Genomic DNA, 22342 nt, shown 5'->3' with positions numbered 1-22342 from the left:
GATGAGCGTGCAGCCTGCACCACACGGGGATGCGTTCGCGGAGATTGCCTTCCGCGAGCATCCCGGCAGCCGGGACGGAATGAGCGAGCTTCCTCCCCCTGCCTATGACAAAAGCTTTTTTTACCCGTCCGCGGAAGCGGCTCCCCATGGCGGGCAGCCGCCGTACGAGGCCCGGCTGCACGCTTTCCGTGAAGAGCTGAAGCGCCTTCGCGAGGCCTATCGTCCGTTCATGCGCAATCTGATCCCGCCTCCGCGGCTGCATCGAAGCAGACAGAGCTGCAGGCAGTTCCAGTTCCGGTATCAGACGGCGGAGGACGCCGATTTCAACCGGGTCCTCGAAGGCGCCGGAGACTGGGAGTCCGTCACGGTGCCCGATTTCCGCGGACCGACAGGGGCGAAGGGCCGGTGGACGGGGTTCTACCGCACGGAATTTAACCACGCACCGGTTCCCGCGGGGAAGAGGGTGTACCTCGTCTTCAAGGGAGTCGATTACAAGACGGTGGTATACCTGAACCGCAAATGCATCGGCAGCCATGAGGGCTTCTTCGCCCCGTTCGAGTTCGATGTGACCGATTATCTGCAGACGAGCAATACGCTGGTGGTGGAGGTTCATAACGACTACCCGATGATGGGGGTCGGCGGCTCGAAGCTGGACGGCGACAAGATGTATGCGGCCACCGGGCCGGGCTGGGACGATCCGTACAGCGGGTGGAACCATTGTCCGCCGGGGGCCGGGATCTACAACCAGGTCTATCTGGAGGAGCGGCCGGCGCTGTTCGTGCAGGACGTGTTTGTCCGTCCGGACATCGACGGGGGCTTCGTCGAAGTATGGATCGACGTGTTCCAGACGGAGAACGGGCTCAAGGAGGACTTCGGCCTGCAGCTGCAGATCATGCCGAAGAATTTTGAAGGCGCGGTACTCGGCCCCATGACCTTCCCGGTGGCCTATGCGGGACCGGGGCTGAATTATTACCGGTACAAGGTTGACTTCCCGTCCTTCAACCTCTGGCGGCCGGAGGCGCCTTACCTGTACACAGCCCGAGTCGAGCTGATGGAGGACGGCAGCCCGAGAGACAGCTTTGACCGTACATTCGGCATGCGGAAGTTCCATATGGACGAAAGCGGACCGGTCAAAGGGACCCTGTACCTCAATAACCGGCCGGTGATCCTGCGGGGCGCCAACGAGATGGGGCACCTGCAGCAGTGTGTCATGACGGGGGATTACGAACAGCTCATCGACGATATTCTGATCGCGAAGCTGGCGAACCTGAACTTCTACCGGATCACACAGCGCCCGGTGCAGGAAGAGATCTACGATCACTTCGACATGCTCGGCATGATGCACCAGTGCGATCTGCCCACCTTCGGCTTCATCCGACGGAGCCAGTTCGTCGAAGGCGTACGCCAGGCGGCGGAGATGGAGCGGCTGATCCGAAGCCATCCTTCGTCGGTCATGGTCTCCCTGATCAACGAGCCCTCCCGGACGGAGAAGCGCCGCAAAGGCCACCGGCATCTGCACCGCAGCGAGCTCGAAGCGTTCTTCGTCGCCTCACGGCAGGCGATCTATGTGGAGAATCCCGACCGGGTCGTGAAGAACGCCGACGGCGATTACAACCCGCCCACCCGGGAAGGGCTGCCGGATTTTCACTGCTACAACATGTGGTACACGAACAACGGCATCTCCGTCGGCAAAATGTATAAGGGCTATCTTCCGGCGATCCGCGACGGCTGGAAGGCGGGCTGCGGAGAATACGGGACCGAAGGGCTGGACCGCCTCGAGCTCATGCAGGCCAAGTACCCTGCGGAATGGCTCCCGGCTTCGGAGAAGGAGCGCTGGTTTCCAAACCGCATTCATGGTGCCCAGTCATATTCCCTGCACGGGGACTGGTATCCCGAGCAGGAGACCGTGGGGGAGTGGATCGAAGCCAGCCAGAAGCATCAGGCCCTGGCGGCGCGGCTGATGACCGATGCCTGGCGGCGGAGAGCCGACCGGGTCGTGTCGACGGCGATTCACCTGCTCATCGACGCTTGGCCCTCCGGCTGGATGAAAGCGCTTGTCGGCGTGGATCGTGTACCGAAGCCTGCCTTTTTTACTTACAAAGACAGCCTGGAGCCAAGCCGCGTGAGCCTGCGCTGTGACCGCTGGAAGGCGTATGAGGGAGAAACGCTGGAGATCGAAGCCTGGCTGCTGAACGATGCGCCGGAGGAGCTGGAAGGCTGCCGGATCCTCGCTACGCTGCGGGATGACGACGGGGATTACGCGCATTATGAGACCAAAGCAGGCGTGCAGGCGGCAGCGGCCGGGTATGCGGGAACGATCCGGGTGACCGTCCCGCAGACCGAGGACCGCAGGGCGATGTATGTGGATGCCTGCCTGCTGGATGCACAGGGCCGGCGGCTGGCTCTCGAGCGCTTCAGCTTCGAAGCGTTCGCCAGGTCGTCTGCGGCGATCCCGAAGCCGGCCAAGGTGATCGCTGCCGACAGCGGCGCACGGATGCTGTGCACGCTGCTTGACCTACCGGCGGAACCGCCCGCCGGGGCAGAGCTGCCGGACGGACCGCTGCTCGTCACCTCCCACGAGGCGTATACGGAGAACCGGACCGGAATCCTGAATAAGGTGAAGGCCGGGGGAACCGCGGTGCTGGTGCTGTCCGGCGGGGCGGACAAATCGGAATGGGACCTGGGGAACTCGTCCGTACGGGCCGTGAAGCTCCGCGAGGTATACACGCTCGCCTGCAGTCCTGCTGCCGATGAAGAAGCACTCGGGTGGATGAAGGCGGATGACTTCGCTTACTTTTATAACCTCACACAGGACCGGCTGGACGGGATCGCCGGCTGCTGGCTTGAGGGAGAGGGCATCGAGCCCATTCTCTGGAGCTACCGTTCGGAGGGAGAGCGGGACGGCAAGCGCAGGCTACCGGTAGCCGGAGTGAAGCGGCTTGGTCAGGGACGCTTGTACCTGATCTGCATGCCGCTCGCCGGACGGGCCGGCTGCAATCCGACCCTGGACCGTCTGCTGATCTCGCTGCTGGGCAGGAAAGGAGAGTGCGCGCCGTGCATGCCATCGTCAGCCGGGACGGACGAAAGCTAGCCGAAGCGGGGGTTGATGCCGCTGGATGCAGACTGCGCCTCGGCCTGCGCGGAGGGGGCGAAGAAGCGTGGCTCCTCGATGAGCCGCTGGAGCGGCTGCTGACCTTCTCCGAAGGCACGCCCTGGCAAACCGCCGCCGTCTCCCTGGAGGATGTGTATGTCTGCAGTTCCGGGGAGGAGCCCGGCCTCCGGATCAGCGCCGTGGTGAACGGGTTGCTCCGCATCAAGCTGGAGCTCACCTACGATGATCAATCGCTGCTCCGGCTTCAGGTTTCGTGGACGAACATCTCCGCGCGGACACTGCCGGATGCGGCGCTGGGCCTGCTGCTCCCTCTGCCGAAGGGAGAACAGAGCAAAGTGACGATTCCTCACATGCTCTACAATGACAACCCTTCCTCCGATCCCCAGCGGATCGTGCCCAAGCTGGGCAGGGGGCCCGGGCGGGGAGTGATCTGCGAAGAGCACAGGCTGCCGATTCCCGGGGTGAATGTCGAGTGGCAGGAGGGCTTGGAATCCGTGGGAACCTCTTACTGCTTCACGCTGTTCTCGATCCCTTCCTGTTCGGAAACGGAGGAGGGGACCGTACGCTACGGATCGCTGGGAGCGATAGAAGAAGAGAACGGCATCGTGGCCGCCGCCCTGAGCGGCGTCGTGATGTTCAATGGAGAGAAAGATGTGGTCTGTACGGCCAAAAGCCGCACGGACAGCTGGCGCGGCGGTTATCAGAACCTGGCTCCCGGGGAGACGCTGGCGAAAGACTATGCGCTCGATTGGAGCGAAGGGGTTCGTCCGGGGCGCGGCTTCCGGGAAATGGTCCGGCAGGCGCTTCATCTGTATGACCCGCACGGGGCGGAACCGCTGTCAACAGAAGAGATCGTCCGCCTGAAGACGAACGCGCTCGACGGCCGCTGGAGAAGCGGCGGGCGCGGGGAAGCCGGCTACGTCAAATTCGCTCCGGAGGCCGTTCCCGGCCGGGCGCCCAAGCATCCGCCGCACTTCATGTACGGCTGGACGGGTCAGGGCCTGAAGCTGGCCTGGTGCGATCTGACGCTCGGCCTTCGCCGCGGGGAAGAGCAACGCATCACCAAGGCTGTGCAGGCGGCGGATTTCTACCTGCACGGCAGCCGGACAGAGGTGCCGGGACTGAGGCGCGGCATGTACGACCTCGCCGAAGGGCGGTGGGACCACTTCCGCTGGAACGGCGAAGAGGTGGTTCCGAGCCGCGCCCTGGGCGAGACGATCGCCGACCTGGCCGATCTGGCGCTGCTGCTTCGGGGTCATGGCCGGGAGATCCCGGCCGGCTGGACGGAGGCGGTCTGCGAAGCGGCGGACTGGTTCCGGCGCAGCAGGCTGCCGTCGGGCGTCTATCCGGCCGCCTGGCGGACGGACGGCACCCCGGCCGACAGCATGGTTACGGCCGCGGGCCTGCCCTGCACGATCGCCCTGGCCAAAGCCTACCGCGTAGGCGGAGACGCCGCCGATCTGATTGCTGCGGAAGCCGGCCTGCGAAGCTATTATGAGGCGCATGCGGCCTCGTTCGACCGTCCGTTTGCCCGCTCCACGCTGGATGCGAGGTGCGAGGACAAGGAAGCGGGCATGTACTTTTTCCTCGCGGCCTATGAGCTCTACACCCTTACCGGCCGTGACGAGTACCGGGAGTGGGCGGAGATTGGAGCGGACTGGATCCTCACCTTCGTGTTTCACTGGAATCCGGTGTATGACCGCGGCACGCCGTTCCGGGATCAGAACTTCCTGGCCGCCGGCTGGCCCGGGGTCAGTGTGCAGAACCATCATCTGGACGTCTATTTTCCGACCTATGAGCTGTGGAAGTTCGGCCGCATGACCGGCCGCCCCGACTATGAGCGGATCGGCCGGATGTCCTTCGGCGCCATGGGCCAGGGCATCTGCACGCAGCCCGGAGAGTATGGGTTCAGCAGGGCGGGAGAGCAGGGGGAAGGATTTTTTCAGACGAATTGGAACGGCAGAGGACACAGCAACACGTGGAACCCGTCCTGGGTGATTGCGCTTGTGCTGCAGAATGCCCTGCGGTTCAGAGAGGAGGAGGGCGGATGACGGCAGTGCGGTTCGGCAAAATCCGTTATGGCGGCGACTACAATCCGGAGCAGTTTCCGAGAGAGATCTGGGACGAGGATATGAAGCTGTTCGGCGAGGCGGGCATCGATATCGCGACGGTCAACGTGTTCTCCTGGGCGCTGAACCAGCCCGATGAAGACACGTACCGGTTCGAATGGCTGGACGAGGTGCTGGACCTGCTCCATGCCAGCGGCGTTGAAGCCTGCCTGGGCACCGGAACAGCAGCCCATCCCGCATGGATGGCCCGCAAGTACCCCGACATTCTGGCCGTTACCTACGACGGCAAGAAGCGGAAGTTCGGGCGGCGTCACAACTCCTGCCCGCACAGCCCCGCGTTCCGGCGGTTCGGGCCCGAGATGGCGAGGCGCCTGGCGGAGCGGTACCGGGATCACCCGGCGGTATCGCTGTGGCACGTGAACAACGAGATCGGCATCCGCTGCTACTGTGCGAACTGCGAGGCGGCGTTCCGGGAGTGGCTGAAGCAGCGGTACGGTACGCTCGACGCCCTGAACAGCGCCTGGTACACCCGCTTCTGGGGGCATACCTATTACGATTGGGAGGACATCGTGCTTCCGAGCGGGCTGAGCGAGGGGATGCAGGGAGGCAACTCCGACCAGACCGCCTTCCAGGGGATGACGCTGGATTATTACCGGTTCAACTCGGACAGCTGGCTGGAGTGTTATCTGCTGGAAGCCCGGGCGATCAAGAGCATCATCCCGGATGCGGTTGTGACCACCAACTTCCAGGGGAACGGCACGTACAAGCCGCTGGATTACTTCCGGTGGGCTCCCCATCTGGACGTCATCGCCCTGGATATGTATCCGGAGAACAGCACGCCGGCCAGCGTCATGGCGCTCCGGTACGATCTGATGAGGGGGTTAAAAGGCGGAGAGCCCTTCCTCCTGATGGAATCGACCCCGAGCGTCATCAACTGGAAGACGGTGAACCCGGCCAAGCCGCCGGGCGTCATGCGGCTGCGGAGCTGGCAGGCGGTGGCCCGCGGGGCGGATTCGGTCATGTTCTTCCAGCTGCGCCGCTCACTGGGCGCTTACGAGAAGTTCCACGGCGCGGTCATTGACCACTGCGGGCACGGGAACACCCGCGTGTTCCGCGAATGTACGCAGCTGGGTGAGGAGCTTCACCGGCTCGGCGGCCGGCTGCCTGGAGCCCGCACCGAGAACCGGGTGGCCCTGATCTTCGACTGGGACAACTGGTGGGCCGTCGAGATGGGCGGCGGACCGTCCGCATATCTCAAATATGTGGAGGTTATCCAGCACTATTATGACGCGCTCTTCAGCAGCGGCATCGGGGTGGATCTGATCCCGCCGGACGGCGATTACGAGCGGTACGACCTGGTGCTGGCCCCGCTGCTCTACATGGTGAAGCCGGGAATCGCGGAAAAGCTCGAGGCTTACGTGGGGAATGGCGGCACCCTGGCCGTTTCGTTCTACAGCGGCATTGCCGATGAGCATGACCGGGTGGTGCCCGGCGGGTATCCCGGGAAGCTGCGGCGGCTGCTCGGCCTGTGGGTCGAGGAGATCGACGCCCTGTTCCCGGACCAGCGCAACGGACTGCGGCTGCTGCAGGACATCGGCGGGATGCCGAAGGGAGATGAGCATGCCTGCGGCCTCGTCTGCGAGGTGGTCCATCCGGAAGGTGCGGAGACGGTGGGCGTCTTCACGGACCGGTATTACCGGGATGCGCCCGCGCTGACGCGGCACCGGTTCGGCCGGGGTGAAGCGTGGTATACGGCGACCCGCCCGGACCCCGCCTTCATGCGGGAATGGCTGCGCCATCTCTGCGAAGGGAAGGGGATCCGCCCGATCTATGATGGGGTGACCGGTGTGGAGGTGACCCGCAGGGAGCGGGACGGGAAAGCGTACACCTTCCTGCTCAATCACAACGATGAACCCCGGGAGGTTCATCTGGGAAGCGCAGTGCAGCAGGATCTGCTGAGCGGAGCCCGGATCAGCGGCACCGCAGTCCTGCCGGCCCAGGGCGTCCTCATTCTGGGCGCGGAAGAAGGAGGTGACGGCTCATGAGCAGCACGCAAACCCTGCGCGGACGGTTCGATGATCCGCCGGCCGAATACCGTGCAGCTCCGTTCTGGGCCTGGAATGATGCGCTGCGGGAGGAAGAGGTGCTCCGGCAGATCGGGGAGATGAAGGAAGGCGGCATGGGCGGCTTCTTCATCCACTCCCGCGACGGGCTGGAGACCGAGTACATGGGCACGGAGTGGATGAAGCTGGTCCGGGCGGCCGTCGAAGAGGCGGAAGCGCAAGGCATGCAGGCGTGGCTCTATGACGAGGACCGCTGGCCCTCGGGTTTCGCCGGCGGACTCGTGCAGGCCAGGGGCGGGGATGATTATCGGGCGAAGGGACTGACGCTCGAGGTCGTCCCGGCGGAGAAGGAAGGCTCGGGCCGCTTGGCTGAGAGGCTGGCTGACGGCGCTCCCGTGGCGCTCTTCCGGGCGGTGATTGCAGAGCGGAGCCTGCTGAGCTGCACTCGGTTGGATCTGCAGGTGATGTTCGGCAGCCGGATGGAAGCAGCAGCGGCAGCGGAGAACACCTTGCTGCCTCCGATCCTGGAGCCGCAGCAGGAACAGGACCAAGACCATGAAACCGTATATCTGCTCTTCCGCGTGGAAGTATCCGAGCGGAGCGAATGGTTCAACGGAGAGGCTCCGCCGGATAACCTCAATCCCGATACGGTGCGCACGTTCATTGAGCTCACCTACGAGGCCTACGAGCGGGAAGTCGGGGGCAGCTTCGGAAGTGCCGTGCGCGGCGTGTTCACCGACGAACCGAGCATCCACGACCGGCACTGCCGGTTCACCGCAGGCCGCGGCTGGCTGCCGTGGAGCGGGTCGTTCCCGGCATTCTACCGGGAACGGCGGGGCAGTGACGTGCTGGATACCGCCCCTTACCTGTTCTTCGACGGAAGCCTGTCTCCGCAGGCCCGCCACGACTACTGGCGCACGGTGACGGAGCGGTTCAGCGAAGCTTACTCCGGGCAGATCGGGGAGTGGTGCGGCAGCCGCGGTCTCGCTTTTACCGGGCATTACCTGTGGGAGAACAACCTCGGCACGGCCACCCGGGTATGCGGGGCGGTCATGCCGAACTACCGATACCAGCATGTGCCCGGCATCGATATGCTTGGGGAACAGACGAACGAGACGATTACCGTCAAGCAGTGCACCTCCGTCGCCCATCAATACGGACGCAAGGTGGTGCTCAGCGAGACCTACGGCTGCACGGGCTGGGGCTTTACCTTCGAGGGACAGCGGTGGGTCGGCGACTTTCAGTACGTGCTTGGCGTGAATCTGCGCTCGCAGCATCTCGCCCTGTATTCGATCAAGGGCTGCCGCAAGCGCGATTATCCGCCCGTCTTCCACTACAATACGAGCTGGTGGAAGTACAGCCGGGTGATCGAGGATTATTACGCGAGGCTCTCGGCGGTCCTGACCGAAGGACGCCCGGTCCGCGACGTCCTGGTTCTTCATCCGTCGACCACCGCGTGGAGCATGGTCGGCACCGGGCCCTACGGATTCCCGGCTCGGGGCAAAGACAGGGACGTGTCCGCCGCCAACCGGTACGGGCACGAATTCAATGCCTTCCTCCGCGGGCTGCTCGGCGCCCATTACGACTTCGATCTGGGAGACGAGATCATCCTGTCGGAGATCGGCAGTGTCCGGCAGACGGAGCAGACGGCAAGGCTGGCGGCAGGCCGGGCGGAATACCGGGCAGTGGTGCTGCCGGAGATCCGTACGATGCTGCGCAGCACGTTCCTTCTGCTGACCGGCTTCCTTGAAGCCGGCGGCAGGGTGGTCGCAGTGGGGCCTCCGGCGGAGCTGCTGGAAGGACGTCCCGCACCTGAGCTGTCCCGGCTGTACGGCCACCCGGGCCTAACGGTGGTTCCGGATGGTGCGGCGGCCGCAGCCGCACTTGAATCCTTCTTGCCCCGACGCGTCAGCATTCGGCAACAGACGCCGCAGCATACGGAACCCGCGGAAGCCGACAAGATGCTGTATATGCTGCAGGAAGCGGATAACCGCCGGGTGCTGTTCATCGTCAACAACGACAGGGACGGGGAACAGCAAGTCACGATCATGCTGGAGGGAGCGGGCCTGCTCGAAGAGTGGAATGCGCTTACAGGCGAGGTGACGGTTCTTCCCGTCCGGCGCAGCCAAGAGGGGCTGCTGGAATTCGACGCGAGCTTCGGTCCGGCCGATTCCAAGCTGTACGTGCTGCATACGGACCGGGCACCGGAAACCGGCCTGAATGCCTCGCCGGCATCCGAAGCCCTTTTGCTCCTCGAGGATCCGGGCACCATCCGCATGGAGCTCCTCCAGGAACCCGCCGGCTTCACACGCACGGCGCCCAATGCGCTCACGCTGGACCGCTGCTCCTACCGCCTAAGAGACGGGGAATGGTCCGGGGAGATGGACGTATGGCAGGCCCAGCGGGCGGTCCGCGAAGCTCTCGGCATGAGGCAGGTATACGGCAACGGGCTCGAGCAGAGATACCGGTGGGTGCATGAACCCCACCCGGGAGACGGCACGCCGGCCGCGTTCCGGTTTGACTTTGAAGTGACGGACGTTCCGGAAGGAGAGATCCACCTGGTGGTGGAATCCGCCGGGGAGTATGAGCTCCGGCTGAATGGAAACCCGGTTCCTGCGGTGCCGGACGGCTGGTTCCTGGACCGCTCGTTCGACCGCGTGCCCCTCAGCGGGCTGCGGTCAGGCCGCAATGAACTGATCCTCTCGTGCCGGTATCATCAGCGGATGGAGGTCGAGGACCTCTATCTTACCGGAGATTTCGGCGTGGATGAGGGCAGGAGGATCACCCGCGAACCGGAGAAGCTGCAGCTCGGCGACTGGTGCCTGCAGGGCTACCCGCATTATGCCGGAAGCATGGTTTACCGGTTCACGGTGGATGGAGGCCTTACTCCGGGCGGACCGGCATGGCTCGAGCTCGGCAGCTTCCAGGCCGTCACGGCAGAGGTCCGGATCAATAGAGAAACCGCGGGCCACGTGCCATGGAGGGCCGCTAACCGGCTCGACATCAGCGGACGCCTGCGGCAAGGAGAGAATCTCATCGAGGTGGAGGTCATGGGAAGCCCGCGCAATCTGCTCGGCCCGTTCCACCACACCTCAGGGGATCCGTCCATTACCAGCTGGTCGTCCTTCCGGAAGGAAGGCGGCGATTACAGCCCGGCTTACCGGCTGCGGCCCTACGGCTTATTCGGCGGAATCAGGCTGTACCGCGTACAGGAGCAGGGAGGAAAGGGAGGTTAAGCATGAGAAATACTGGCAGCTGGCGGAGGCTCATTGCGGCCCTGATCATCCTGTGCACCGCGCTGATGCCGGGGGCCGCACAGGCCGAAGTGAAGTATCCCACGTTTACGAAAGACAGCTACGGCAATCTGATCTGGCTTCAGCCGGCTTATTATCCGATGGGCGTCCTCGGGGGCGACCTGACGGCGCCGGAGGGCAATGGCAGCACGGCACGAATCCCTTCACCGATGCGGAATCCGAAGGATATTTTTATCGATGCGAACAACGAGGTCTACATAGCCGATACGGGGAACAACCGGATCGTTCACATGACGGAGCAGGGGAAGCTGATCCGCTACCTGACCCTGCCGGAGAGCCCGCTGCAGAAGCCTGAAGGGGTCTTCGTGACAAGCAAGGGCGAGATCTACATCGCGGATACGGGGAACAAACGGGTCGTCAAGCTGGGCCCGGACGGAAAGCTGCAGCAGGAATTCGGACGTCCGGATTCCCGATATATCTCGGAGACGTTCACCTATGACCCGGCGAAGGTCATGGTCGATGAGCGCGGATTCCTGTATATCGCGGTGCACGGAGGATATGAAGGATTGGTGCTGCTGGATCCCCGGGGCAAGTTCCAGGGCTTCTTCGGCGCCAACCGCACGGCCTTGTCCCCGCTTGACGCACTGAAGCGGATGCTGTACACGAAGCAGATGTACGCGAACGAGGTCGCCAAAAAGCCGGAGACGATCAACAGCGTGGCCACGGATCAGAACGGCTATATCTACACCGTCACCGGGGGGATGACCAAGAGCGATCAGCTCAAGAAGCTGAACACGAAGGGAGCCAATCTGCTGCGCAGCTCGGTCAAATCCTTCGGCGAATCCCGTCCGGGCGATGCTGCGGCGGCCGCGGCGGCGGCTGCCTCCACAACGGCGCAGGGGGCGCCGACCCCTCAGCTGATCGACGTGGCGGTGGACCGCAGCGGGAACATGGTCGTGGTCGACCAGCAGTTCAAGTATATCTCGCATTACGACTATGCAGGGAACCTGCTGTACTTCTGGGGCGGCCCGTCCGCCGCAGGCTCTTCGCAGGTCGGGCTTCTGAAGAGCCCGGCGGCGCTGGATATCAACTCGCGCAGCGAGCTGTTCGTTCTGGACGATCAGGAGAATATCGTCCAGGTATTCCGCCTCTCGGAGTTCGGCCAGAAGGTCGACGAGGCCAACCAGCTGACGCTGGCGGGGAACTACAACGGCAGCGAGAAGCCGTGGGGGGATGTGCTGCGGATGAATGCCCAGTTCACCCCCGCAATCCTGGGTCTCGCCAAGGCCGCCTTCCACAAGGAGGACTACCCGAAGGCGCAGGCGCTGTTCAAGGAAGCCGGTGACCGCGAAGGCTACTCCGAATCGTTCTGGCAGATCCGGATGCTCTGGTTCCAGAGCAACTTCTCCTGGATTGCCAGTTTGACGGTGTTCGGCAGCGTGCTCTTCCTGGCGGCAGGCCGGTGGACGGCAGGCATGTCCTTCCGGGCCCGGTGGAGCCGGAGAAGCGAGCCCCGCAGCTCCTTCCTCCGCAGCCTGAAGCATGCCTTCTACATCCTGAAGCATCCGGTCGACGGCTTTACGGCCGTACGGTATGAAGGCAAGGGCACCTATGCCAGCGCCTTGGTCCTGCTCGCAGCCGTCTATCTGGCTCTGGTGTTCAAAGAGTCGGTGACCGGGTTCGCCTTCAATATGACGCGCATGGTGGACGTGTACACGTTATTCCTGCAGTCCTTCATCGTATGGGCGGGCTGGGTCTTCTCGAACCATCTCGTGAGCTCCATCTACCGCGGGGAGGGCCGCTTCCGGGACATCGTCATCGGCAGCTCCTATGTGTTCGTTCCGTATATCGTCGTAGGTGTTCCGCTGGCGCTGCTCTCCAACGGCATGACGCTGTCCGAAGAGTCCGTCTACTCGATGGTCCTCACCGGCATGACCCTGTGGACCGGCCTGCTCCTGTTCTGGAAGGTGCAGTTCATTCACAATTACAGCGTCGGCGAGACCGTCATCAATATTGTACTTACGCTGTGCACCATGCTCGTGATCGGCGTACTGCTGTTCGTCACGGGCGGTCTGACCAGCGATCTGCTTTCCTTAATTCGTGAGATGCTCCAGGAGGTGGTGAACCGATGAGCAGGTTCCGAAGTCCCGGCAAGAAAAACATCATCATCGCGGTCCTTCTCGCCGCCGCCCTGATCTATGGAGCCGTCAGCGTGCCCGTGGAGTTCAAGCCGGAGGCAGGCAGCCGTACGGCATTGGGCGCACCGGAGCAGGGGAACGCAGACGCCCCGGCGCAAGCCGTGCCCGCCCGGCTTCCGGAGGACCAGGACTTCAAGGTCATGGCCGAGTCCGATGCTCTGAAGCTGAAGCTTGACGAGAAGACAGGGCATTTTATCATCGAGGACAAACGAACGGGGAGTGTACACCGTTCTTATCCCGAGCCGAAGTTCTGGGCACAGGAGAAGATCTCCGAGAACTGGAAAAAGCATCTGGCCTCCCCTCTGATGGTGCAGTATGTCGACTTCTCGAAGAGCAACGTGCAGGCCAAGGAGACGAACCTGGCGGCAGAGGGCGGGCAGATCAAGGAAGTGAAGGAGATCCCGGGCGGATTCTCTCTCGTCTACGAACTGCCTGCTACCGGCTTCCGCATTCCGGTCGAGGTGACGCTCCAGGGAGATTATATCCAGACCCGGATTCCGCGCGACGGCATCCGGGAGACGAAGATGGGGCTGATCTGGGTCCGCCTGTATCCGTTCTTCGGGGCGGAATATTCCGCGGGCCAGGACGGCTACATGTTCATTCCGGACGGCGCGGGAGCCCTGATCCGGTACAAGGAGAACGGCAACAACGTCAACAAGATCTATGATGAGAGCGTCTACGGGCAGGACCAGACCTTTGCCGGGCTCGGCAGCAACCGCAACAAGATCATCATGCCGGTCTTCGGCATGAAAACCGGCGGCAAGGGCTTCCTGGCCGTGCTCCATGAAGGGGAAGAGTACGCCAATATCGTAGCGGCCCCGGCCGGCGTGCTCAGCGGTTACAACTGGGTAACGGCGCAGATGAATTACCGCGCGAGCTTCCTGCAGTTCACAAGCCGCAATTCGCCGGACGAATGGGGCTATGTCGACTACAACCGCGACGAGCTGTTCGGAAGCGACCGGGTTGTCAGGTACTATATCCTGGGTCCGGAGAAAGCGGGCTATGTCGGCATGGCGCAGACGTACCGCGAGTATCTCATGAAGGAGAAGGGAATCAAACCCCGCGCAGACGAAGACAAGAACCTTCCCCTGCACGTCGACCTGATCGGCGGGGACCGGGAGGAGGGCGTGGTCAGCGACCGGTATATCAAGCTGACGGACACCTCCGACGCCTCCCGCATGGTCGACACGCTTACGCAGAAGGGCGTGCCCCGGATGTCCTTGACTTACATGGGCTGGCAGAAGGGGGGGTACAGCTCCTTCGGCCGTTCGCTCCCGGCGGATTCGTCCATCGGCGGCAGCGCCGGGATGAAGTCGTTCATCGACAAGGCACGCGGCTACGGGTATCCGGTCTACCTCGATACGGAGCTTGCGGCTAACAATACGGGAGGCGGCGGCTTCGACGACCGGTTCCATGCCAAGGTCAACCTCGCCGGCCGCAATCTGACGCTCGGACTGCTGTATAACGGAGAGCGGGTGCCGGCGGTCAGCGACAAGTTCGCGGAGAAGAGCCTGGAGGAAACACTGCCGGATTATAAGGAGCTCGGGGTCAGCGGCATCGTCATGAACGGGATCGGGCAGCGCCTGTACAGCGACTACAATACGGGCTTCGGGGCTCCGCGGGACGAGGCACGGGATGTGCAGGAGCGGGTGCTCGGCCGGGCGAAAGAGTCGCTTGGCAGCGTCAAAGGAACCCAGTCCAACTTCTATGCCCTGCCGTATCTGGACCACATCCGGAAGCTGGTCTACGATCACTCCTACGATCTCTTCACGGATGAACCGGTGCCATTCGCCCAGATCACGCTGCACGGTCTCGTCTCGTATTCCTCCGAATACGTGAACAACCGGCAGGAGGATGTGAACGACTTCCTCCGCGACATCGAGTACGGGGCGGAGCCTTCGTTCATATTCACCCAGGCGCAGACCCAGGCCTTCGTGAACGCTTACGGCATCCGGTATTACAACACGTACTTCCCCGCTTGGGAGAACGAGGCTGCCGAGCAGTATAAGCGGTACAACGAAGCGCTCGGCCCTGTGCAGAACCAGTTCATCACGAACCACCGGACGCTGGCGCCCGGTGTGAAGGAGACGACCTACGCGAACGGCAGGAAGCTGATCGTGAATTACAACCGGGAGCCTTACCAGACCGCTGACTACACGGTTCCCGCACAGAACTTTGCGGTCCTTGGGGAAGGAGGGGGAGAGTCATGAAAAAGAGACTGAGAATGAACTCCTCTTTGACGGAGTATCTCGAAGGCACGCTCTTCATCGCCCCCTGGCTGACCGGCTTCCTGGTCTTCATGGCGTTCCCGATCGGCTACTCCCTGTTCATGAGCTTCCAGAACGTGACCATCACCGCCTCCAGCACGACAACGGAGTTCATCGGATGGACCCATTACCGGACCATCCTCTTCGAGAACGGGAGCATCCTGTATAACGACCTGCTGCCGTTCCTGAGGCAGGCGCTGTTCATGATTCCGATTATCGTCATTTTCGCCCTGCTGATTGCCATGATGCTTAACCAGCCGTTCGCTGGCCGCACTCTGTTCCGGGCGATCTTCTTCCTTCCGGTCATTCTCGCGACAGGCGAGGTGGTCAAGGAATTCCTGATGCAGGGTGAGGGCGAGCTCGGCTTTATGGCCAAGTACAACGTCTCGGGCATCATCGGAGCCTACCTGTCTCCGACGTGGTCCACGCCGCTGATCTCGATCCTGAATTCCTTCGTGCTCATCCTGTGGTACTCCGGCGTCCAGATCCTGATCTTCCTCGGCGGACGCCAGACGATCTCGAACTCGGCGTACGAAGCCGCCCGGATCGACGGGGCGGGCCCGTGGGAGACCTTCTGGAAGATTACGCTGCCGGCCATGACGCCGTTCATCTTCCTCAACATGATCTATACCGTGGTCGACCTCTTCACGTTCCCGACCAACCCCATCCTGCAGCGGGTACGGGAGAGCGAATACGGGCAGTACAGCGCGCTCATCTGGATTTATTTTGCGATCATCAGCGTGTTCCTGGCACTTATCTTCTATGTTTTCCACCTCGCGACCAAACCGCAGCGGGCCTCCAGGTAAGCCCCTGCACACCAATCATTCATAGAGGGAAAGGAGGGACACCATGCTGGGTACCAAGCTGGACAAATTAACCAAAACCCGGCGGTCCGAGCTTCCGCAATTGCTGGACCGGGCCCGCTGGAAGATTATCGGCAGGGAAGCCGATAAAGGGCTGCTGTTCAAGTGCTTCATCTACCTCATCCTGCTCGACGCCGCTTACATCTATCTCAAGCCGGTGTTCCATATGCTGGCGACCATGCTCAAGAATCCGGGCGATCTGCTGGACCCGTCCGTGAAATGGTTCCCGAACACGCTCTATCTGGGCAACCTTCAGGAAGCGTGGGAGTGGCTCAAGTATCCGAAGGCGCTGGGGATCTCGCTGACGCTGTCCCTGTCGGTGGCCGTGCTGCAGACGATCTCCTGCGCGGTTACCGGGTATGCGTTCGCCAGGCTGAAGATTCCGTTCAAACGGCTGCTCTTCGGCTGCCTGCTGCTGACCTTCATCGTGCCGATGCAGGTGACGATTCTGCCGAACATTATTTATGCCAGAGAGCTCGGGATGCTCAATACGATCTATCCGATCATCGTGCCGGCCTTCTTCGGGCTTGGACTGAAGGGCGCGCTCTTCGTCATCATCTATCGTCAGTTCTTCTCAACCCAGCCGAAGGAACTGGAGGAGGCGGCCCGGATCGACGGGGCGGGCGTGTTCAAAATTTTCTACAAGGTGATGATGCCGCTCGCCAGACCCGCGATCCTCGTCGTCTTCCTGTTCTCGTTCGTGTGGACGTGGAACGACTTCTATCTGCCGAGCATGTATCTCTCGGATATCGAAACCGCGCCGCTCTCCATGGGCATCTCGCGGATCGCTTCCGCCCTCCGCCAGCAGGCCGAGGTGTACGGCCCTTCGGTCACGGACGAGGCGATCCGGATGGCGACGACCTTCCTCATGATCATTCCGCCGATGCTGCTCTATCTCTTCACGCAGCGGTGGTTCATCGAAGGCGTGGAGCGGACCGGACTGGTGGAGTAGTGAAGAACCGGGCCGCAAAGCCCGGAAGGAGGAACCACATGAAGCGCTTGAATGGGCGGCCGCTGGCTGCACTGCTGGCGGTGATGTTGATGCTGACCGCATTCCTGCCCGCCTGCTCCACGCAGGAAGCGGGTTCCGCCGGGGCGGGAGACGGGCAGGAAGCAGCGCCCGCAGGGACCAAGAAGCTGCTCCTGCTGAAGAAAAAAGAGGGCAGCGGCGATCCCGTGCTGATCAGCCATTTGGAGAAGCTCGGTTATCTTGTCATGGATATGTCGGAGAATGAATTCACGGCGCAGGCGGCCAAAGATTACGCCGTCATCTATGTCAGCGACTCGGTGAATGCGGCCCGGGTGGACAGCGGTCTGAAGGACGTAGCCGCAGGCATCATCTACGCCAAGCCGCAGCTGGCCGAGGCCGCCGGATTGACGGAGCCCCTGAGCTACGGCCACCTGACGGGAGAGAAGTCGGTCCGACTGGTGCAGCCGAAGCATCCCCTGGCGGCCGGTCTCTCCGGGGATCCGGCTGTGTATGCGGCATCCGGCCGGATGGGCTATGCCGCTCCCGGGAAGGAGGCGGCCGTCATTGCGGCAGCCCCGGGCGATGAGAAGAAAGCGCTCGTCTTCGCTTATGAAAAAGGGGCGAAGGGCGCCGGCGGGCAGACGCTGCCGGGGCGCCGGGTGTTCTTCTATATGCCGACGGGCGAAGAGGAGAACCAGTCGGAGGATGGGTGGAAGCTGCTCGACGCGGCGATCGTGTGGGCCGCACAGAACCCAAAACCATAAGGAGGCAGGGACCATGAAACGTATGCTGGGAATGATGATGCTGGCCGGCGCGCTGCTGTTCACTTCGGCGTGCCAGCAGGATGAGGCCGCCCCCGCAGCCGCTCCGGAGAACAACGCGAAGAAGGCGCTGCTTGTCGGCAGGGACGGCGGCGGGGACGCCATCCTCGCCAAGCGCCTGCGCGAGAAGCACGGCATGGAGGTGACGATTGTCGCGGACAAAGAAGTGACCACCGAATCCGCCAAAGGCTACGGGCTGATCTATGTCAGCGAATCCGTCAACTCGGGCAAAATCGAGGACAAATTCATCACGCTCCCCGTGCCCGTCATCTATGCGGAGGTCCAGGCGGCACCGCAGATCGGATTGTCCGATGAGGAAGCCTACGGCCATCTCGAGGGAGGGAATGCGGCGAAGGCGCTGGAGATCAAGGACAGCGGGCATCCGCTGGCCGCCGGGCTCTCGGGCAAGGTCGACGTGTACAAGGACAACGGGAAAATGGGCTATGCAACCCCGGGAGAAGATGCGATTGTGATCGCGACCGTCCCCGGTGAGGAGCAGAATGCGGCGATCTTCGCTTATGAGAAGGGGTCGACGAAGGCCAGCGGACAGCAGGCGGCCGCCCGGGAGATCCTCTTCTACCTGTTCAATGGGGAGGAGATCAACCAGACGGAGGAGGGCTGGAAGCTGTTCGACGCCGCCGTGCAGTGGGCGACAGGCTCCGCCAAGTAAGCCTGGAAGCGCGCTTGGAAGCAAGCCTGCCAGGATGCGCCGAATAACCTATAAAGTCGAACCGCCCCCCTAATGTCCCGTCCTTCTTTTCATACTAAAGTAGAACAAGTAAGCGGTAACATATTACGGTCATGGGCTTCGGCCAGTCATGGCACCGAAACGCAAAAAGGGAGGTTCCATTCAGGCATGAACAAGAAAAAGTGGATTGCGGCCGCATCGGCGTTGGCCTTGACGATGTCCGTCGCGGCAGGTTGTACAGACGAGCCGGTGGCCAGTGACAAGCCGGCGCCGGAAGCCAGCAAGGCGGAGAAAGCGCCGGATAATGAAATTTTCATCTATACTGTGTATCCTGCTTTCTACGCCAAGGAAGAGAACTTCGAGAAGCAGATCGGACAGCATCTCAAGAAAAAGTTCCCGGACCTTAAGTTCAAGCACGTACACTGGGATAATCCCGGCCGGCAGTATAAGGATCTGATCGCCGCCGGTACGATTCCCGACATCATCATCGACAACGCACGGATGAACCTGCAGCGCTACATTCTGAAGAATGACCTGCAGTACGACATGTCGGAGCTCATCAAGAAATACAACTTCGACACGAGCAAATTGAACCAGGCCGCCTTCGCCCAGATGAAGAACGTGACACCGGAAGGGCACATCTACGGTCTGCCGTTTCAGCTCAGTGATTTTGTCCTCTTCTACAACAAGGACATCTTCGATAAGTTCGGGGTCGACTATCCGAAGGACGGAATGACCTACGACGAGATCTACGAGCTCGCCAAGAAGCTGACCCGCGTAGAGGGAGAGAACACATACAAAGGGTACCAGCAGCACCCGGGACTCTATATGAACTACAACCAGCTGTCGCTTTCGCCGCTCAGCCTGACGGAAGACAAGGCGGAGCTCAGCACGGACGGCTGGAAGAAGGTCGTCGATAACCTGCGGCGCTTCTACGAAATTCCGGCGAACCAGTTCACGTCGGTCGATGACTTCCCTAAGGGCAAGATGGCGATGACCGTGCACGTATCCGAGAAGATCATCCAGTGGCATGAGCAGAACAAGAACCTGAACTTCGATATCGCCTCCATGCCTTCATTCCCGGATGCGCCGCAGACGAAAGCACAGCCGAACATGTACTCCGCGTACATCACCAAGCAGTCGACGAAGAAAGATCAGGCGTTCCAGGTAATCTCCTACCTGCTGTCCGAAGAGATGCAGATCGAATTCGCAAAAGAAGGGATTATCGGTCCGCTGGAAAGCAAGGCGGTACAGGACGCATTCGGCAAGAACCTGCCGCAGATGCAGGGCAAGAACACGAAAGCGATCTTCGCCAGCAAGAATGCCATGCCGCCGGCTGCCCGTGCGAACGGCCTCACGTATGTCGATGTGCCTGTGCATAACGTATTCTCCCCGCTGATCTTCGGCGAATCGAAGGATTCGGCCACCGCCCTGCGGATGATCGAAGAGCAGACGACGAAGGGCATCCAGACGGAAAAAGCCGCGAAATAAGGGCGGCAACTAACAAAAGGTATTGGAAAAGGAGCTGAATTGCGTGAAGCGAGTGTTTGCCTGGCTGACCGCCGTGATCTTGGCCCTAACCCTGGCCGCCTGCTCGGACGGCGGCCGCACGAAACCGGCGGAGACTGCCCAGCCGGCTGCATAAGCGGTGAAGCCGGCAGCGGAAAGCAGCGCCTCCACACCGGCAGCGGATGCCGGTAAGACAGAGGCTCCAAGCAGCGATGCGGGGACGACGGCCCAGCCGGAAGCGAAGCCGGCCGAGACGCCGAAGGCCGAGGGCCAGCCGGAGGCCAAGCCGGCTGAGGCGCCAAAGGCCGAGAGCAAGCCGGCCGAGACGCCCAAAGCCGAGAGCCAGCCTGCAGCGAAGCCGGCGGAAACGCCGAAGGCCGAGAGCAAGCCGGCGGCCCAGCCTGCAGCGAAGCCTGCCGAGACGCCGAAGGCGGAAGCGCCTGCAGCGAAGCCGGCGCCGGCGCCGGCCCCTGCCCAGGCCCCCGAGATTTCGGCCAAGGGCAAGAAGGTGCTCTTCGTCGGCCGGGAGCGGAATCCGGCGGAGGACGTGGCGGTAGCCCAGCGGCTCAAGAATCTCGGCTTTGTCGTAACGAATATCGAGGACCGCGATGTGACGATCGACGAGGTGAAGGGATACGACCTCATCTACATCAGCCAGACCACCAACTCCAAGTACCTCAAGGACGGCTTCATGAAGGAGGTCGCCATCCCGACCGTGTATGTGAAGAACCACGGCATGTACTACCTGGGATTGTCCTCCGTGGAAGAGAACACGACGGTGATGAACTCGAAGTCCATCGAGATCGTCGACAGCAAGCATAAGGTAGCCGGGGGCCTGTCCGGTAAGGTCGACGTGTTCAAGGAAGCCGGAGACAAATTCGGCGTGAGCTACGGGGTGCCGGGCAAGGAAGCGAAGATCATCGCGACGGTGCCGGGCGACAAGAAGAAGGCCGCCCTCTATTACTACGACAAGGGCACGAAAGCCGACAACGGATATACGACCAAGGCGAGAGTCTCCTTCTTCTACTGGAGCAACGGCATGCATGAGAATTCGACGGACGCCAGCTGGAAGCTGCTCGATAACCTGGTGCTCTGGACGCTGCAGAACGGCTAGCACCGGCCCATTATTCATGCCATCCCCGGGGTGCCGTCCCATGGCAGCCCGGGGACCGGCAGAGAGGGGGAAAAGATGATGCCCAAGCTGACGGGAGCCGGCTGCTCGGCAGCCATCGCACTTGCTCTGCTGTGCGGCTGTACGGACGTTCCTGCCGGAACCCAGCCGGAGGCTGCGAAGACCAAGGATTCAGGCACGGCGGAGCAGGCCTCGGCGGATAACGGGCTGTTCATTTACACCGTCTGGCCGGCCTTCTATGCCAAAGAGGACATCTTCGAGAAACAGATCGGGTCCTGGATCCGCAAGAAGTTTCCCGATATCAAGGTCAAGCACGTGCATTGGGATAATCCCGGAAGGCAGTACAAGGATCTGATCGCCGCCGGCACCATTCCCGACATCATTATGGATAACACGCGGATGAATGCTTACCGGTATCTCATTGCGAACGATCTGCAATACGACATCAGTCCGCTCGTCAAGAAGTACAACTTCGATACGGGCACCCTGAATCCGGCCTATATGGCCCAGCTCCGGAGCATCTCACCGGAGGGACAGCTCTACGGGCTTCCTTTTACGAACAGCGATTTCGTCCTCTTCTACAACAAGGATATCTTCGACAAGTTCGGGGTCGACTATCCGAAGAACGGGATGACCTACGACGAGTTCTACGAGCTGGCCAAGAAGCTGACGCGGGTGGAAGGCGAAATCACGTACAAGGGTTATTCGCAGAACCCGGGCCATTATCTGAATTACAACCAGCTCTCGCTCTCGCCCCTCAGCCAGGAGGAGGACAAGGCGAACATGCGGGATCCGGGGTGGACCAAAGCCGTCGACAACCTGAGGCGGTTCTACGAGATTCCCGCCAACCAGTTCGATACGGTGGAGAAATTCCCCGAAGGCAACATTGCGATGGCTGTAGCTACCGTGGACCGGATCGCGACCTTTCATGAGCAGAACAAGAACCTGAACTTCGACATCGTCTCCGTCCCGTCGTTCGCTGATGCGCCGAACACGTCTTACCAGCCGAATCTGTATTCGATGTTCATTGCCAAGCAGTCGGCCAAGAAGGATCTGGCGTTCCAGGTCATGGCCTCTCTGCTGTCCGAGGAGCATCAGACCGAGCTGTCCCGGGAGGGCGTTATCGGTCCGCTGCAGAGCCGCACGGTGCAGGAAGCCTTCGGGCAGAACCTGCCGCAGATGCGGGGCCGCAATACGGGCGCCGTCTTCGCGAGCCGCAATGCGATGCCGCCGGCTGCTCGGGCCGAGGGCCTGTTGTGGTACGATGTTCCGCTGCATAACGTATTTGCTCCGCTGATCTTCAAGGAATCGAAGGATTCCGTCACTGCGGTGCGCATGATCGAGGAACAGTCCACGAAGGCCATCCAGGAGATGAAAGCAGCTTCTAAATAGCCTC

At 61.9% G+C, this 22342-nt stretch carries 13 protein-coding genes; all 13 read left to right on the top strand.

All coding sequences use genetic code 11. The features are described 5' to 3' along the window. Position 1 precedes the first annotated feature (1 nt). The 13 genes from PM3016_RS20410 to PM3016_RS20350 all read left to right on the top strand — a co-directional run bounded on the left by PM3016_RS20410 (position 2) and on the right by PM3016_RS20350 (position 22338). A complete protein-coding gene (locus tag PM3016_RS20410; RefSeq protein WP_014370758.1) occupies positions 2-3091 on the top strand; it encodes a glycoside hydrolase family 2 protein in 3090 nt (1029 codons plus the stop codon). Continuing rightward, positions 3055-5163 carry a hypothetical protein gene (locus PM3016_RS20405; RefSeq protein ID WP_014370757.1) on the top strand — a complete coding sequence of 703 codons (2109 nt, stop codon included), beginning with the start codon at positions 3055-3057 and terminating at the stop codon, positions 5161-5163. Before PM3016_RS20410 ends, PM3016_RS20405 begins: the two co-directional genes overlap by 37 nt. After that, positions 5160-7226 carry a beta-galactosidase gene (locus tag PM3016_RS20400; RefSeq protein WP_014370756.1) on the top strand — a complete coding sequence of 689 codons (2067 nt, stop codon included), beginning with the start codon at positions 5160-5162 and terminating at the stop codon, positions 7224-7226. Before PM3016_RS20405 ends, PM3016_RS20400 begins: the two co-directional genes overlap by 4 nt. Then, entirely contained in the window at positions 7223-10480 is a 3258-nt protein-coding gene (locus tag PM3016_RS20395; protein WP_014370755.1) for a glycosyl hydrolase, read from the top strand. The genes PM3016_RS20400 and PM3016_RS20395 overlap by 4 nt, the downstream gene beginning before the upstream one ends. Before the next feature lie 2 nt (positions 10481-10482). Continuing rightward, the gene (locus tag PM3016_RS20390) at positions 10483-12630 is read left to right on the top strand and encodes a YIP1 family protein (protein ID WP_013918412.1); all 2148 of its coding nucleotides are present in this window, start codon (positions 10483-10485) and stop codon (positions 12628-12630) included. Further along, positions 12627-14906, top strand: coding sequence for a DUF5696 domain-containing protein (locus PM3016_RS20385; RefSeq protein WP_014370754.1), 2280 nt, complete (start codon positions 12627-12629; stop codon positions 14904-14906). Before PM3016_RS20390 ends, PM3016_RS20385 begins: the two co-directional genes overlap by 4 nt. After that, complete coding sequence (locus PM3016_RS20380; protein ID WP_013918410.1) at positions 14903-15769, top strand: carbohydrate ABC transporter permease; 867 nt, start codon at positions 14903-14905, stop codon at positions 15767-15769. Before PM3016_RS20385 ends, PM3016_RS20380 begins: the two co-directional genes overlap by 4 nt. A gap of 43 nt (positions 15770-15812) precedes the next feature. Further along, on the top strand, positions 15813-16778 hold the full coding sequence (locus tag PM3016_RS20375; protein ID WP_013918409.1) for a carbohydrate ABC transporter permease: 966 nt from the start codon (positions 15813-15815) through the stop codon (positions 16776-16778). Positions 16779-16816: 38 nt separating this feature from the next. Continuing rightward, positions 16817-17560, top strand: a complete 744-nt coding sequence (locus PM3016_RS20370) for a hypothetical protein (RefSeq protein ID WP_014370753.1) — start codon at positions 16817-16819, stop codon at positions 17558-17560. Between the two features lie 13 nt (positions 17561-17573). Then, complete coding sequence (locus PM3016_RS20365; RefSeq protein WP_013918407.1) at positions 17574-18287, top strand: hypothetical protein; 714 nt, start codon at positions 17574-17576, stop codon at positions 18285-18287. A gap of 186 nt (positions 18288-18473) precedes the next feature. Then, complete coding sequence (locus PM3016_RS20360; RefSeq protein WP_013918406.1) at positions 18474-19796, top strand: ABC transporter substrate-binding protein; 1323 nt, start codon at positions 18474-18476, stop codon at positions 19794-19796. Between the two features lie 157 nt (positions 19797-19953). Then, positions 19954-20928 carry a hypothetical protein gene (locus PM3016_RS20355; protein ID WP_014370752.1) on the top strand — a complete coding sequence of 325 codons (975 nt, stop codon included), beginning with the start codon at positions 19954-19956 and terminating at the stop codon, positions 20926-20928. Positions 20929-21003: 75 nt separating this feature from the next. Next, complete coding sequence (locus PM3016_RS20350; protein WP_041619189.1) at positions 21004-22338, top strand: ABC transporter substrate-binding protein; 1335 nt, start codon at positions 21004-21006, stop codon at positions 22336-22338. Positions 22339-22342: the final 4 nt, after the last annotated feature.

This window comes from Paenibacillus mucilaginosus 3016 (assembly GCF_000250655.1).
Lineage (GTDB): Bacteria > Bacillota > Bacilli > Paenibacillales > NBRC-103111 > Paenibacillus_G > Paenibacillus_G mucilaginosus.
Note: the sequence above shows the minus strand (reverse complement) of the source record. Positions and strands in the feature narration are given on the sequence as shown.

Coding starts and splice junctions, on each gene's coding strand:
- PM3016_RS20410 (WP_014370758.1), top strand. CDS start 2: ATGAGCGTGCAGCCTGCACCACACGGGGATGCGTTCGCGGAGATTGCC.
- PM3016_RS20400 (WP_014370756.1), top strand. CDS start 5,160: ATGACGGCAGTGCGGTTCGGCAAAATCCGTTATGGCGGCGACTACAAT.
- PM3016_RS20395 (WP_014370755.1), top strand. CDS start 7,223: ATGAGCAGCACGCAAACCCTGCGCGGACGGTTCGATGATCCGCCGGCC.
- PM3016_RS20390 (WP_013918412.1), top strand. CDS start 10,483: ATGAGAAATACTGGCAGCTGGCGGAGGCTCATTGCGGCCCTGATCATC.
- PM3016_RS20385 (WP_014370754.1), top strand. CDS start 12,627: ATGAGCAGGTTCCGAAGTCCCGGCAAGAAAAACATCATCATCGCGGTC.
- PM3016_RS20380 (WP_013918410.1), top strand. CDS start 14,903: ATGAAAAAGAGACTGAGAATGAACTCCTCTTTGACGGAGTATCTCGAA.
- PM3016_RS20375 (WP_013918409.1), top strand. CDS start 15,813: ATGCTGGGTACCAAGCTGGACAAATTAACCAAAACCCGGCGGTCCGAG.
- PM3016_RS20370 (WP_014370753.1), top strand. CDS start 16,817: ATGAAGCGCTTGAATGGGCGGCCGCTGGCTGCACTGCTGGCGGTGATG.
- PM3016_RS20365 (WP_013918407.1), top strand. CDS start 17,574: ATGAAACGTATGCTGGGAATGATGATGCTGGCCGGCGCGCTGCTGTTC.
- PM3016_RS20360 (WP_013918406.1), top strand. CDS start 18,474: ATGAACAAGAAAAAGTGGATTGCGGCCGCATCGGCGTTGGCCTTGACG.
- PM3016_RS20350 (WP_041619189.1), top strand. CDS start 21,004: ATGATGCCCAAGCTGACGGGAGCCGGCTGCTCGGCAGCCATCGCACTT.